The organism is Desulfonatronum lacustre DSM 10312 (assembly GCF_000519265.1).
Lineage (GTDB): Bacteria > Desulfobacterota > Desulfovibrionia > Desulfovibrionales > Desulfonatronaceae > Desulfonatronum > Desulfonatronum lacustre.
The window spans coordinates 2781807-2794909 of the sequence record NZ_KI912608.1 but is presented as its reverse complement, the minus strand read 5'-3'; the positions used below and the strand labels follow the sequence as shown (position 1 = coordinate 2794909).

Here is a 13103-nt window from a genome sequence, read left to right as displayed (position 1 = left end):
GCTCTACTTTTTCGGACAAAGAATGGCCACCACTGCATCCACGATGACCTTCCGCTTCCAGGATGCCAGACTGCCAATGACACGTTGCATAATGGACGTGTTGGCAGAGAACAGCTTGCCGGGTCGGGCGAAGCTTGTTCGCGACAAGCTGCCGGAATCGAAATCCGACTCGGCGATCTCAACGGCTCTTCCGTCAGAATAGGGATTACTGGTGACCTGGCAGAGAATCCAGTCGTTCTTGTCAACCGCGGCAAGGATGACCGCGGGGCGCAACTTGCTGGCGGACAAATCGGAGAAGGGGAATTTGACAAGGACGACATCTCCTACTGAAGGTGCGACCATGCCGCATCCTCCTCCGGTTTTTGCCAGTCCCGTGCCAGATTTTCTTCACTCAACAAGGCTGTTTCGGGAATAGCCGGATCGTCAAGTATCGTAACGATGGCACGGCAAGGATGCCCGACTCGAACGGGCTCCCGCAAGCGTACTTCCCCGTTTACATCGATAGTGGCTTCTATTGATTTGAGCATGGTGCAACCTCCTCAAAAAGAAGAGACTTTCAGTTCCGAAGTATGGATTTTTCTTCCGGACCCACTGGGAGTAATAAGCCGAAGATATTGCCTCACCGTGACAGTAAAACATAACCCGGATGGCGACAAGCCAAGGACAATCCGGCCCTTTTCCGGCAAGTTGTGCTATGGAACGGGCTCAACATCGTGGGTCCGCAGGAAGTCGGCGATCAGGGGCAGGATGTTCTCCGCGATGACGATGATGCCCTGCTCGTTGGGATGGATGCCGTCGTCGAGGTTCAGGGCCGGGTTGCCGACGACGCCTTCCAGGAAGAAGGGGTAGAGGGGCAGGTCGAATGTTTCGGCCAGGTCTGGAAAGATGGCATTGAACCGCGCGGTGAAGTCCCGGCCCAGGTTCAGGGGCGAGAGCATGCCGGCCAGGAAGACCGGGATGCCGCGTTCCTGGAAAATTTTCAGGATGGAGGAAAGATTGCGGCGGGTGATGTCCGGGTTTACGCCGCGCAGGGCGTCGTTGGCGCCTAATTCAAGAATTGCCAAAATTTGGCGATCCGCCGATAACCCGGCCAGCACCCATTCCAGCCGATCCAAGCCGTCGGCCGTGGTATCCCCGGAAGCCCCGGCGTTGACCACCCGGACGGGATAGCCTTGCCCGCGCAGGCGGGCTTCGAGCACGGCGGGGAAGGCGTCCTGCTCGGCCAGCCCGAATCCGGCGGTAAGACTGTCGCCGAAGGCCAGGAGCACGGCCTCGTTGCCGGGAGCGGCGTGGCCGGTGGATGGAGCGGAAAGCGTATGCGATGTTGCGAAGGTCATGAACACCACCAGGAAGGCGAGAATGTGATGCGGACGGAAAACGAGGGAAGTCATGTTGAGGATCATCCGGTGATCGGGTTGCGCGACGTGCGGCTGAACCTAGACGCGGGCGGGAGCACGGTCAAGATTCTGCGCGGCGTGAACCTTCGCGTGGCCTCCGGTGAAACCGTGGCCGTGACCGGCCCGTCCGGTTCCGGCAAGACCTCGCTGCTGATGGTCATGGCCGGTCTGGAAGCGGCCAGCTCCGGTGAAATCCACATTCTGGGCCGGGACGTGACCCGCATGGATGAGGACGCCCTAGCCCGGTTGCGTCGCGGGCGGATCGGCATCGTGTTTCAGGGGTTTCATCTCGTGCCCACCATGACCGCGCTGGAAAACGTCCGGCTGCCCCTGGAGCTGGCCGGAACGTCGGATGCGCGGCGCAAGGCCGGGGAGTCCCTGGAGCGGGTCGGCCTGGGTGAACGGTTGCGGCATTATCCGGCCCAACTGTCCGGCGGGGAACAGCAGCGGGTGGCCCTGGCCCGGGCCTTTGCCGACGCTCCCCGGATCGTGCTGGCCGACGAGCCCACCGGAAACCTGGACGCGGCCACCGGGTCCGAGGTGATGCGCCGGATGTTCGCCTTGCAACACGAGCACGGCGCGGCCCTGGTGCTGGTGACCCACGACGCCGCGCTGGCCGGGCAATGCAAACGGCGTCTGGTGATGCGGGACGGTCGCCTGGAGCCCGGCGCGGACGGCGGACCATGACCGACATTGCTCGAAACATCCTTGGCAAGGCGGATGAAGAGAATCCCGTGGAAACGGAGACTCCGCTGAGCACCACCTTGGGCCTGGCCTTACGGGAGATCCGCAACCGGCCCAAGGGGTTCGGGATCTTTCTGCTCTGTCTGGTCCTCGGCGTAGGGGCCGTGGCCGGGATCGGGACCTTGTCCGCGGCCCTGGACGCCGGGATCCGGAACAATACCCGGGCCATTCTCGGCGGGGACCTGGAACTGCGCCAGGCCCATGCGCCCATTCCGGACATTGCCGTGGAAGCGTTCCGGGCATTCGGGGCAACGTCCCGGGTCGCCTCCCTCCGGGCCATGGCTCGTGGACCGGGCGGGGCCTCGACCCTGACCGAACTCAAGGCCGTGGATGAGGGCTATCCATTGTACGGCCAAGCCCGGCTCCGTTCCGGGGCAGACCTCCAGGCCGTGTTGGCCACAAGGGAACACGAACCGGAAGCCGAGCCCATGGCCGTGGCCGAAGCCGGGCTGCTGGCGCGGATCGGGGCCGGGGTGGGAGACCTGATAGTCGTTGGGGATGCGGCCTTCCGGGTGGTGGACGTGCTGGAGCGGGAACCGGACAAGGCCGCGGGATTCTTCGGCCTGGGGCCCCGGTTGATGATTTCCCTGGACGACCTGGAGGCCACCGGACTGGTCCAGCCCGGCAGCCTGATCCGGTACGCGGTGCGCCTGGCCTTGCCGCCTGAAGGCGACCGGACCGCAGCCGCGCGGACCGTGCGCGGCGAGCTGGAGACCGCTTTTCCCGAAGCCTCCTGGCAGATCCGGGAGCACGGCTCCGCGGCCAGAGGGCTGACCCGGGCCATTGAAAATCTGTCCAAATACCTCAATCTCGTGGGCCTGGCCGCCCTGCTCATCGGCGGGTTGGGGGTGGCTGGAAGCGTTCAGGCCTATTTCGAGGGCCGTCGAACGACCCTGGCAACCATGCGTTGCCTGGGAGCCACCTCCCGGACCCTCTTCATCTTCTGCCTGACCCAGGTCCTGGTGATGGCCCTGCTCGGCGGCCTCGCGGGGCTGGTCCTGGGCGTCGGGCTGGCCAACCTCGGGGCTGCGGCCCTGGCCCGGGGTCTTGGCCTGCAAGCGGTTTTGGGCCTGTACCCTAAAGTGCTGGCCACGGCCCTGATCCTGGGGCTGTGTACCACCCTGGCCTTCGTGCTCCGGCCTCTGTATCTCGCCCTGCGGTTTCGCCCGGCGGAGCTGTTCCGTGGATATGTCCAACCCGTTCCGCGGCCCTTGCGCTTCCGGGAACGGGCCATGATCGGCGTGACATGGCTGGTTTTGGCCGGGTTGATGGCCGCGGCCGTGGACGACGGCCGGACCGTGCTCGCTTTTTTCAGCGCCGCCCTGGTCAGCGTGGTGCTGTTTTACGGGGCTGCCCGGCTCGCCGGATGGGGAGCTGCCAAGATCAGTGGTCATTGGGCCAGGCACAGTCCCCGTTGGGCGGGCCCTCTGGTGCGCCAGGCCGTGGCCAACCTGCACCGACCCGGAGCCATGACCGCCAGCGTGATCTTTTCCCTGGGCCTGGGGCTGACCATGCTGGTGACCGTGGCCCTGGTGGACGGCTCTTTTCAGGATCGGCTCCTCCGTCAACTGCCCCGGAACGCGCCGGACTTCTTTTTCGTGGACATTCCCCGGAATCGGGTCGAGGCGTTGCGTGAGACGGCGCGGTCCTGGCCGGAGCTGCTGGAATGGAAGGATCAACCATCCATTCGCGGTCGAATCACGGCCATCGGCGGCCTGACCCCGGAAGAGGCCCTGCGGGACCCTGCCGTGGAATGGGCCATTCGCGGCGAACGCGGGGTGAGCTTTGCCGCCCGGCCCATGGAAGACGTCCGGATCGTAGGCGGGGCCTGGTGGCCGGAGGACTATCGCGGCCCGGCTCGGGTCTGCATGGACGAGGGCATTGCCCGCGGCCTGAGCGCCGGACTGGGCGACACCCTGATGATGAACATTCTGGGCCGGGAAATCCAGGCCGAGATTACCTGTTTGCGGGAGGTGGACTGGGAATCCTTGGCCCTGAATCACTCGATCATCTTTTCCCCCGGCATCCTGGACGGCGCGCCGTACACGCATATCGCCACCGTCTCCCTGGCGCCGGAAACGCCGGAGGAGCGGCGGGCGGCCCTGCTGACCGCCCTGTCCGAGGATTTCAGCCGAGTGGTGGCCGTGGATGTCCGGGACGTCCTGGAAGACGTGGCCAGGGTCACGGACCAGGTCGGCCTGGGCGTGCGGGCCATCGCGGCCATGACCCTGCTGGCCGGGGTCGTGGTGCTGGCCGGAGTGGTCCGGGCCGGGCTGGATCGGCGGCGCTACGAAGCCGCGATCTTCAAGGTCTGCGGGGCCACCCGCCGGGACGTGGTCACCACCCTGGGGCTGGAGTTCCTGCTCCTGGGCGGCGTGGCCGCCTCCCTGGCCGCCGGACTGGGCACGGGCCTTGCCTGGTGGTTCGTGCGCCGCGTCCTGGACGACCCCTGGACGTTTCTCCCCGGCACCCTGCTGACGGTGCTGGCCCTGGGATTATTGGTGGTTCTGGGCTGCGGCCTGGCCGGAATGCGCTCGGTCCTGTCCGCCCGGCCCTGGGTCTTGCTGCGGAATGAATGAACGATGGATTGACCGTGGTTCCGGCACGGCGGAAAGATGGAACTATTGCCGAGCAGGCAAATCTGAACTTGCTGTTTTCGGAAATATCCCGTCGAGCAATGATCTTGCCTCTTCAAGCCATGCTTTCCGCTCGCTCTCCGTGCTGGTCACGACCATGCCGAACGTACGGCGGTGAAATTCGCCGACCCCGCACAGGCCGAAGACGCAGTTTCGCCAGATGGTCTCAAGGGGGTCGCCAAAGACCTGTCTTTCCCTCTCCGGCGTGGTGTTTGACGTGTTGAAGACGACGGCGACTTGAGCTTTCAACAGGCCCCTGGGAACGCCTTCGCCGGAATCCCCTTCCAGGAACTCGTAAGCAATCCCCGGCCGGATCACCCGGTCGATCCAGCCCTTCAGGACTGCCGGGGGCTGCCCCCACCAGTTGGGATGGATGACAACAATGCCGTCGGCTTGTCGGATTTCCTCGCAATGGCTTTTGACCGACTCCGGCAATACGGCATGCTTCGGAATCTCCCCGCAAACAAGCAAAGGATCAAAATTCTCCGCATAGAGGTCGTGAAAAGACACGGCGTGTCCATTGCTTTCGATCTGCTTGACAACGGTCGCCGCGATTGCATGGTTGAAGCTTGCCTTGTCAGGATGAGCAAGAATGATCGAAATGTTCATGATTGTCTGTGTTCCTCCCATTCTCAGCGGCCAGCGTATCAACCGCGAACACGGAAGCGAGCCGGCGGATTCGGATTTATCGACACGCAGCTATGGGGCACTCCTACTCGTAGCGCGTCCCCATTCAAATGACCTTGACGGTTTTTTAATGTCGTCGATCTGATGGGCAAGATGACGTTGGGTGTTGAACGGACGACGTGCCTCAGTCTTTCTTCGCAATGTCCGCCACCGCGCCGCCGGTCGCCTCCACCAGCGTCTTGAACGTGATCGGGAAGATGGCGTCAGGCGCGCCCGCGGCCGCGTACACGGTTTCGTAGCGCGTCAGCATGTCGTCAATGTAAATCGGCAGCCGGTTCCGATGGCCCAACGGCGGCACACCGCCGGGCGCGTAGCCGCTCACTTCCACCGACTGCGCCGCAGTGGCCATTCTGACCCTCTTGCGGCTCACGCCTCGAAGCGCGGCAATCTTGCGCTCGTCCATGCGCTGGTCCCCGGAACCGAGCACGATGACCGGCTCCTCGCCGATGAAGAAGCAGAGGCTCTTGACGATACTGCCAAGCTCAGTGCCGACGGCGTCAGCGGCTTGCTGCGACGTGGCGGTGGAGGCGTTGAAGCGTTGTACGCGGATGTTCAATCCGAGGGCGTCCAGCGCCGCCTGGACATCTTTGGGAGTCAGAGGCTTCACGAGGTGCTTCCTTCAATCTGAATGGGTTCGGGTGTCAACGGTGGTTCATCCAGTTTCAGGGACATGCTGTTCTCGGGTGTGGAACATTTGAGTTGAGGGGCGCGAAGTCGGCTTGCCGACGTAGCGTCCCTCTCGAACGATTTGTTAGGCGGCACCGCGGCAGCCATCAACTCCTTAGATGTCGTTGACCTCAGCATATTGCAACCAGATCTTCGGCTTCTTCCTGCGTCAGTCCAAGGTCCGCTGCAAGCAGGTCTTGCGTGACAGTCTCATTGATCATCGGTTGAATGGCTCTTAACTTCTTTATTGCGTCTCTATCGCGCTGCATCAACGCTAACACGAGCTTGAATGCCCTGAAGTAATTGGGTGAGTGCGTGGCCAGGTTTTCGAGGGCGATCCCCGCAGCTTCGTCGCCATAGTCAGTGGCGACGACAATCACGGAAAAGTAGGCCGATATACCTTCATTCAGGACGATTGTTCTTGGCTCGTCGGGCTGAATAGGGTCGATCGACGGATACAGGAGATGACATACCTCGTGAGAAAGCTGAAAGTCTCGCTGCAGATCATCCCCAACAGCACGCAGACTTAATGCGATTTGAACCGAAGTTGCCTCCGGAAAGTAGTACAGATGCGGAGGCTGATCGCGAAACGTGACTCCAGCGTACGTCCAAGGTGAGCTCATGGGGCCGAACAACTGCTCGGCTATTGAGATCAGTTGAGCCGCTCTCGCGTTCGCCGAAGCCAGATGTTCTTGCATGTGATTATGCAGCCTAACAGTATGATTATCCTGACTTCGCAAAAAGCCACCTCTCCTCGCCACGGATTGTCAAAACCCTATTCGGACACAAACCTGGCCGCGCACAATGCCTTACTTTTCATGACATTTAGCTGCCCAGGACCAACCTTCTCAGTCGTTGAAACCACCTTTTTGCCCCTCCCGAGGTCAGTATTATGCGGAGTGGTCGAAGAGTCAAAAAAACGAGGCGAATCACATTCAAGGAACCGGGCAAGAATGATGCTGGTTGTGTGTCCATGAAAGTTTTTGCGTTGAGGTGAGCGCCGGGGCGCTGGGCGCCCCGGCGATGTCGTTCAGGGGGATGGGGAGGCCGTTCAAAATGATTTTGAAGGGTCTCCTAACCCAAGCATGTTGACCCTGGCCGGCCTCCGCTTGACGGGGCGGTGGTATTGCACCGCCGGGCGTCCGAAGAGCAAGGCGTAGCCGATGGCGTGATCGTCCGGGATGCGCAGGGTGGCCCGGATTTCCGGACAGACGGCCAGGGCCGGGAAGCTGCCCACATGCGGTTGTATCGCCTGACCCAGCCAGGCGATAACCTGACCAAGATTCTTCATGTTGCCAAGCCCCTCGGCGTCCTTTTCCACCTCGCCCTTGTCCCGACCAGAGCCCATGTTTCTGTAGACCGAGCCGGGGATATTTTGCCCGTCGACCTGGACTAATTCCGTCTCCCAGCCTGCCTTGGCCAGGGGTTCGAGGACGCGATTCAAGAGGAATTCCGTGTTGCCGCCCTTGCGAGGGCTACCGTTGACTGCGATGGCGTACATATTATTCTCTTTGCGTTGATGGTTGCCGTCCGCGATGAATAGAGCAGATACGTACGTTTTTGAAAAGTACGGTCTTTGACTGAGTGCTGAAAAAGTCCCTATTCACAGTCCGTTCAAAAACCCCAAGTGCAAGGAGCAAAAAAAAACTTAAGATCGAAGCGTACTTATTCATACGTGAGAGTTTGAATTTTTTGCAGCGACGCAGCAATTGGGGATTTTTCAACTGTTAAGGTCAAAAGCAGATCCACCTTATACCTGGACAACGGATTTCGTCCTGGGCATGTTCTCACCCCGTGGACTGTTTATCCGGCAACGGAGCTCCACGCGGCCCGTCCGGATTTTGGCTCGGCCACCTCAAGCCCGGAGCCATACAACAGAATGAATGAAACTGCGGCGAAACACCATGCTTCACGAAAAAATTCTCCAATCCCGGCACATCCTTGAACAGGTTCTGGCCGGACACGGTCCTGAACGGACCGCCGTGGCCTGGACCGGGGGAAAGGATTCCACCGTGGTCCTCTGGCTGTGGCGTTCTTTGCTTCAGGAGCGTGGCATGGCTCCCTGCCGGGCCGTGAATCTGGATACCGGGCTGAAGTTTCCCGAGGTGCTGGCCTTGCGCGATCAGGTGGCCCGGGAGTGGGATGTTGACCTGCACGTGCAGCGCCCGGACATCCCTTTGGATGGTTATCCCGTGGCCCAAGACAAGCTGGCCTGTTGCCGTGATCTGAAAATTTTCCCTTTACAGCGGGCCGTCGGCGATCTCGGCCTGTCCGCCCTGCTCACCGGGCTGCGCCGGGACGAATCGGCCAGCCGAAGCGGGCGCAAGCCCATGGAGCTTCGCGAAGCCCCGGACTATCTCCAGGTCAACCCGATCCTGGACTGGACGGAAATGGACATTTGGGCCTGCATCATGGAACAAGGGCTGCCGTATTGCACGCTCTACACCCAAGGCTACCGCTCCCTGGGTTGCATTCCCTGTACCGCGATGCCGGATCAGGCCGCGGGAGGGGGGGAGCGGGCCGGCAGGGATCAGGATAAGGAACGGCAAATGGAAACACTGCGGAGTCTGGGATACTTCTGAGGCACGAAGCATGCGCATTCTGAGTGTTGGCGGAACGGACTTCGTCCCGGCCTGGAGGAACATGGGGCACCACGTTCTGACCATGGGCAAGGGGGCGGGGCATGACGTAACCCTGGAGCATCTCATCGGTCCGCGTGAACTGTGGGAGATTCTTTCGGCCCGGGATTTCCGGCCGGAGCTGACCGTCTGGGTGGACCGCTGTCGACCGCTGGAGGTCTTTGGCCTGGAACGACTGCCGGGGGTGGTGGTGGGGTATTCCATCGACCAGTACTGCAACCCCTGGCATGTGCCGTACAGCTGGGCCTTCGACCTGTTCCTGGTGGCCCAGAAGGATTATCTGAAGCTGTTTTGGGACCCTCGGGCCTGGCGGGAATGCCGTTGGTTTCCGCTCTACTGTCGTTTGGACGTGGACCGGGATCCCGGCGTGGAGCGGGACATTCCGGTCAGTTTCGTGGGGACGCTGAATCCACCGCTGAATCCAAATCGAGGGCCGTTTCTGCGCCGGTTCCGTCAGACTTGCCCGACCATTGTCCAGCAGGGCGCGTACGCCCCGATCTTCGGGCGCAGTCGGATCGTGATCAACCAGAGCGTGGTGGGGGAGTTGAATTTTCGCCTGTTCCAGGCCGCGGCCTGCGGCGCGGCGGTGCTCACCGAGGACGTGGAAAACGGCCTGCGCGATGCGTTTGTCCCTGGTGAGGAAATCCTGATCTATCCCAGCAACGATGCCTCAGCCGCGGCCTGCATCGCTCACGAGGCCCTGGCCGATCCGGAACGGCTGGGAGAAATCGCCCGGCGCGGCAAGCGTCGGGTGCAGCGGGATCACAGCGCCACGATCCGGGCCCGGGAAATTATCCAGCTGGTCGAGGAACTCCTGGCTTCCGGAGCCGGAACCCGACGCAAAAACGGCATGAGGCTGGTCCGCGAACATCTGCTCAAGACCTACGCCTCCCTGGCCACGGACAAGGCCTTGCCCCTGCCCCTGGAACATCGTCATTTTTATGCCGAAATGGCTCGGGACGCCTGCCTGGAGACGTTCGGATAACCGAATAGTCCGAAGAAAAACTCCAATTGTTGCGTCGCGGCTCAAATCTCGTAACGACTCAGCACAGAGTAATGCTGTTGCCGGGGTCGGGGTCGGAGTCGGAATCGGGATCGAAAAAGCCGGGAGGCGTTCAATATTACTTCCTGTTCCGACACCGATACCGACCCCGATTGCCGGAGCAAGAGCGGACACACAACCCTTTCGGGATTGATCCGTTATTCCCGATTCCAGTTGAACACGGCCGTGATATCGAAGTCGCCGTCGTAGTGCTCCGGAAGAAGAGGCTCGATCAGGGTCACGAAGACGTCCTGGATCACGCCGATGGCCAGGGCCTCGTCCACGTCCGCCACCAGGACGTCGATGGATTTGGTGAATCTGGGATTCATCAGGTCCCCGACAAACCGTACTCCGAAGCCCTCCACGTAGACCCGTTTGCCCAGCCAGCCCCGCAGGTCGTGGGAGACCGCCACCGTCCACCCGGGTCGCGGGGTTTGCATGATCGCGGTGTTGTCCACATCTTCGTTGGTTTCCTCCGGTCTGGCCGTGTAGGCGGTCAGGCGCAGCCGGTGGGTATTGGCCTCGCGGTAGCGGTCCAGCATCAGCTTGAGAATCGTGATCTTGTCCTGGGCCTTGAGCAGTTCCAGCTGATGCTCGGCGCTCACCAAGCGTTCCTCGCCCGAAACCGGCTCCATATCCCGCACGGGCGCGCCTGACTGAGCCAGAAGGTAGATGTTCGTCAGGGCAAGGACGACAATGATCGGAAGGGAGAAACGCATGAAATGGTCCCTGGTGGAGCAGACTGCGGACAAGGCCGTCGCGCCGGGTCAGCGCATGGCCTCGGGAAACAGCTTGCCCGCGGTTTCGCGCAGCTTGTATTTCTGGATCTTGCCGCTGGCGGTCATGGGGTAGGACTCCACGAAGGCGATGTATTTCGGCGTTTTGTAACGAGCGATCTTGCCTCGACAAAAGTCCTTGACCTCTTCCGGAGTGAGCGTCACGCCGGGCTTGGGAATGATGAACGCCCCCACTTCCTCACCGTACTTGCGGCTGGGCACGCCCACGACCTGGACGTCGGATATGCCCTCCATGGTGTACAGGAACTCCTCGATCTCCCGGGGATAAACGTTCTCCCCGCCCCGGATGATCATGTCCTTGATCCGTCCGGTGATGGCCAGGTAGCCGTCGTCGTCCATCACGCCCAGATCTCCGGAATGGAGCCAGCCGTCCGCGTCGATGGTCTGGGCCGTGGCCTCGGGCATGTTGTAGTAGCCCTTCATCACGTTGTAGCCCCGGCAGCAGACCTCGCCCTGGACGCCCGGCGGCACGGGCTGGTTGGTTTCCGGGTCCACCACCCGGACCTCGATGGCCGGCATGGCCCGTCCCACGCTGGCCACCCGGCGGTTGACGTCGTCGTCCACCCGGGTCTGGGTCATCACCGGCGAGGTCTCGGTCAAGCCGTAGCAGATGGTGATGTCGCGCATGTACATCTTGTCCATGACCTGGCGCATCACCCGCACCGGGCAGGGCGATCCGGCCATGATTCCGGTGCGCAGGGAGCTGAAGTCGAACTTGGGAAACAGGCGGTGTTCCAGCACGGCGATGAACATGGTCGGCACGCCGTAGAGGGCCGTGCAGCGCTCCTGCTCCACCGAGGCCATCACATGCACCGGGTTGAATCCTTCCAGGATCACCAGGGTGCTGCCGTGGCTGATCGCGGCCAGCACGCCCAGCACGCAGCCGAAGCAGTGAAACAGCGGCACCGGCAGGCAGATTCGGTCCTTGTGGGTGAAGAGCTGGTTTTCGCCGATCCAGAAGCCGTTGTTGGCGATGTTGTAGTGGGTGAGCATCACCCCCTTGGGAAAGCCGGTGGTCCCGGATGTGTACTGCATGTTCACCACGTCGTGGGGATCCAGCGTGGTCTGGCGGGCCAGGTAGTCGGCCTGGGAGACCATGTGCCCCAGGGCCAGCAGTTCGGGAATGGAGTACATGCCCCGGTGCTTTTCCGGCCCCAGAAAAAAAACACGCTTCAGATGCGGAAACCGCTTGCTGCGCAGATGGCCGCGAGGGTCGACGCGCAATTCGGGGACCAGCTCGTTGACCGTGGCCACGTAGTCCGTGTCCCGGAACCCGTCGATCAGAAAGATGTTTTCCGCCTCGGACTGCTCCAGAAGGTAGGCCAGTTCGCTGGATTTGTAGTTGGTGTTCACGGTCAGAAGCACCGCGCCGATTTTGGCCGTGGCGAACTGCAGCGCCACCCAGTAGGGCACGTTGGTGGCCCAGATCGCCACTTTCTCCCCTTTTTGCACCCCCAGGTGCATCAGGCCCCTGGCCAGTTGATCCACCACCTCCCCGAACTCCTGATAGGTGAGGCGGAAGTTGCGGTCCACGTAGACCACGGCGTCATTGTCCGGATAATCCCTGACGGCCTCGTCCAGAAGCCGGCCCAGGGTGATTTCTCGAAGGATTGGCTTGTCCACGAATGCTCCGTGAGAGGCGTTTATTTCGTTGATCTCAAAATATATCACTACTTCGACATGTTGATGCACCCTCTGCCGCCGCTGATGATTAAACCACGGGGGACAGGGGGAAGGTATTCCGTCAATCCATAACTTTTTTCCCTGTGTTCCCCGTGTGCCCCGTGGTTAAAAATCCTGATCAGACGATGGAAAAGGAAGTGTCACTGTAGTGATACTGGTTTAGGCTGAACGTTACTCCGGGATGTACAATACCGCGTAGATCTCCGCGGATTCCGGGCCCACCGCGCCCACATGATGCGGAACCGCGGAATTGTAATAGACCGAATCTCCGGCCTTGAGCCGCTGGACCTCCTGACCGTAGCGGAGTTCGATCTCTCCGGAGGCGACCACGATGAATTCCTCGCCTTCATGGGCGGAGAGAGGGTTCTCCTGGGCCGGGTCAGGGAGCACCTGGATGAAAAAGGGCTCCATGTGGCGGTCGGTCTTGCCCAGGCCCAAGGGGAAGAAGCGCAGGGCCAGCGGGCCGCCGTGGTCCTTGTGCATGTTCAGTCCGGCCTGGCGCTCTTCAAGGCGCACGATCAGCGGATCGCGGCTGACCTGATCGTCCAGAAACGTGCCCAAGCGCACGCCCAGCCCTCGGGCGACCTTCAACAACGGGCCGAGGGAAGGGACGTCTCCGGAGTCTTCCATGCGGGCGATGAATTCCGGAGCCAAGCCAGTGCGCTCGGCCAGCTGCTCCCGGCTGATTTCCCGCTCCTCCCGCAGCTTGCGGATTCTGTCGCCGACGTTTTCTTTGCTCATGATCCGAACCTTTGGTAAGCATGACCGCCGCGGCGGTCCGGTTGAAAACATATTTCGCCTTGTCGTGAAGG

General features: G+C 61.6%; 14 protein-coding genes. 4 read left to right on the top strand and 10 right to left on the bottom strand.

The features are described from left to right. Positions 1–3 precede the first annotated feature (3 nt). The 3 genes from DESLA_RS0113215 to DESLA_RS0113205 all read right to left on the bottom strand — a co-directional run bounded on the left by DESLA_RS0113215 (position 4) and on the right by DESLA_RS0113205 (position 1391). A complete protein-coding gene (locus DESLA_RS0113215) occupies positions 4–342 on the bottom strand; it encodes a type II toxin-antitoxin system PemK/MazF family toxin (protein WP_035261820.1) in 339 nt (112 codons plus the stop codon). Continuing rightward, positions 324–527 carry a hypothetical protein gene (locus DESLA_RS0113210; protein WP_028572826.1) on the bottom strand — a complete coding sequence of 68 codons (204 nt, stop codon included), beginning with the start codon at positions 525–527 and terminating at the stop codon, positions 324–326. The genes DESLA_RS0113215 and DESLA_RS0113210 overlap by 19 nt, the downstream gene beginning before the upstream one ends. A gap of 165 nt (positions 528–692) precedes the next feature. Next, positions 693–1391, bottom strand: coding sequence for an arylesterase (locus tag DESLA_RS0113205; RefSeq protein WP_028572825.1), 699 nt, complete (start codon positions 1389–1391; stop codon positions 693–695). Between DESLA_RS0113205 and DESLA_RS0113200 the strand changes: the two genes are divergently transcribed. Both DESLA_RS0113200 and DESLA_RS0113195 read left to right on the top strand, forming a co-directional pair. Continuing rightward, positions 1365–2084 carry an ABC transporter ATP-binding protein gene (locus tag DESLA_RS0113200; protein ID WP_051434674.1) on the top strand — a complete coding sequence of 240 codons (720 nt, stop codon included), beginning with the start codon at positions 1365–1367 and terminating at the stop codon, positions 2082–2084. The genes DESLA_RS0113205 and DESLA_RS0113200 overlap by 27 nt on opposite strands. Continuing rightward, positions 2081–4720 carry an ABC transporter permease gene (locus DESLA_RS0113195; protein ID WP_051434673.1) on the top strand — a complete coding sequence of 880 codons (2640 nt, stop codon included), beginning with the start codon at positions 2081–2083 and terminating at the stop codon, positions 4718–4720. The genes DESLA_RS0113200 and DESLA_RS0113195 overlap by 4 nt, the downstream gene beginning before the upstream one ends. A gap of 42 nt (positions 4721–4762) precedes the next feature. On the opposite strand, the gene DESLA_RS0113190 is transcribed toward DESLA_RS0113195, so the two are convergent. From DESLA_RS0113190 to DESLA_RS23780, 4 genes are all read right to left on the bottom strand, one after another. Next, positions 4763–5386: an NAD(P)H-dependent oxidoreductase gene (locus DESLA_RS0113190; protein ID WP_028572822.1), complete on the bottom strand. Its 624-nt coding sequence runs from the start codon at positions 5384–5386 to the stop codon at positions 4763–4765. A gap of 202 nt (positions 5387–5588) precedes the next feature. Beyond that, positions 5589–6071 carry a YbaK/EbsC family protein gene (locus DESLA_RS0113185; RefSeq protein ID WP_028572821.1) on the bottom strand — a complete coding sequence of 161 codons (483 nt, stop codon included), beginning with the start codon at positions 6069–6071 and terminating at the stop codon, positions 5589–5591. A 190-nt stretch (positions 6072–6261) separates the two neighbouring features. Then, positions 6262–6828, bottom strand: coding sequence for a hypothetical protein (locus tag DESLA_RS0113180; RefSeq protein WP_028572820.1), 567 nt, complete (start codon positions 6826–6828; stop codon positions 6262–6264). A gap of 353 nt (positions 6829–7181) precedes the next feature. Continuing rightward, positions 7182–7631, bottom strand: coding sequence for a flavodoxin family protein (locus DESLA_RS23780; RefSeq protein WP_051434672.1), 450 nt, complete (start codon positions 7629–7631; stop codon positions 7182–7184). A gap of 403 nt (positions 7632–8034) precedes the next feature. Between DESLA_RS23780 and DESLA_RS0113165 the strand changes: the two genes are divergently transcribed. Together DESLA_RS0113165 and DESLA_RS0113160 are read left to right on the top strand one after the other, a co-directional pair. Continuing rightward, complete coding sequence (locus tag DESLA_RS0113165) at positions 8035–8712, top strand: phosphoadenosine phosphosulfate reductase family protein (protein ID WP_028572819.1); 678 nt, start codon at positions 8035–8037, stop codon at positions 8710–8712. Positions 8713–8722: 10 nt separating this feature from the next. Further along, a complete protein-coding gene (locus tag DESLA_RS0113160; protein ID WP_028572818.1) occupies positions 8723–9754 on the top strand; it encodes a glycosyltransferase family protein in 1032 nt (343 codons plus the stop codon). Between the two features lie 215 nt (positions 9755–9969). Here DESLA_RS0113160 and DESLA_RS21865 read toward each other — a convergent pair whose 3' ends face one another. The 3 genes from DESLA_RS21865 to DESLA_RS0113145 form a co-directional block, all read right to left on the bottom strand. Beyond that, complete coding sequence (locus DESLA_RS21865) at positions 9970–10530, bottom strand: 3D domain-containing protein (protein WP_051434671.1); 561 nt, start codon at positions 10528–10530, stop codon at positions 9970–9972. A 48-nt stretch (positions 10531–10578) separates the two neighbouring features. Beyond that, on the bottom strand, positions 10579–12231 hold the full coding sequence (locus tag DESLA_RS0113150; protein WP_028572817.1) for an AMP-binding protein: 1653 nt from the start codon (positions 12229–12231) through the stop codon (positions 10579–10581). Between the two features lie 231 nt (positions 12232–12462). Continuing rightward, entirely contained in the window at positions 12463–13032 is a 570-nt protein-coding gene (locus DESLA_RS0113145; protein ID WP_028572816.1) for a helix-turn-helix domain-containing protein, read from the bottom strand. Between the last annotated feature and the right edge of the window lie 71 nt (positions 13033–13103).

Excerpts from the sequence above, each read along its gene's own strand:
- DESLA_RS0113145 (WP_028572816.1), bottom strand. The coding sequence starts at position 13,032 with ATGAGCAAAGAAAACGTCGGCGACAGAATCCGCAAGCTGCGGGAGGAG.
- DESLA_RS0113160 (WP_028572818.1), top strand. The coding sequence starts at position 8,723 with ATGCGCATTCTGAGTGTTGGCGGAACGGACTTCGTCCCGGCCTGGAGG.
- DESLA_RS0113165 (WP_028572819.1), top strand. The coding sequence starts at position 8,035 with ATGCTTCACGAAAAAATTCTCCAATCCCGGCACATCCTTGAACAGGTT.
- DESLA_RS0113215 (WP_035261820.1), bottom strand. The coding sequence starts at position 342 with ATGGTCGCACCTTCAGTAGGAGATGTCGTCCTTGTCAAATTCCCCTTC.
- DESLA_RS0113205 (WP_028572825.1), bottom strand. The coding sequence starts at position 1,391 with ATGACTTCCCTCGTTTTCCGTCCGCATCACATTCTCGCCTTCCTGGTG.
- DESLA_RS0113200 (WP_051434674.1), top strand. The coding sequence starts at position 1,365 with ATGCGGACGGAAAACGAGGGAAGTCATGTTGAGGATCATCCGGTGATC.
- DESLA_RS23780 (WP_051434672.1), bottom strand. The coding sequence starts at position 7,631 with ATGTACGCCATCGCAGTCAACGGTAGCCCTCGCAAGGGCGGCAACACG.
- DESLA_RS21865 (WP_051434671.1), bottom strand. The coding sequence starts at position 10,530 with ATGCGTTTCTCCCTTCCGATCATTGTCGTCCTTGCCCTGACGAACATC.
- DESLA_RS0113180 (WP_028572820.1), bottom strand. The coding sequence starts at position 6,828 with ATGCAAGAACATCTGGCTTCGGCGAACGCGAGAGCGGCTCAACTGATC.
- DESLA_RS0113210 (WP_028572826.1), bottom strand. The coding sequence starts at position 527 with ATGCTCAAATCAATAGAAGCCACTATCGATGTAAACGGGGAAGTACGC.
- DESLA_RS0113195 (WP_051434673.1), top strand. The coding sequence starts at position 2,081 with ATGACCGACATTGCTCGAAACATCCTTGGCAAGGCGGATGAAGAGAAT.
- DESLA_RS0113190 (WP_028572822.1), bottom strand. The coding sequence starts at position 5,386 with ATGAACATTTCGATCATTCTTGCTCATCCTGACAAGGCAAGCTTCAAC.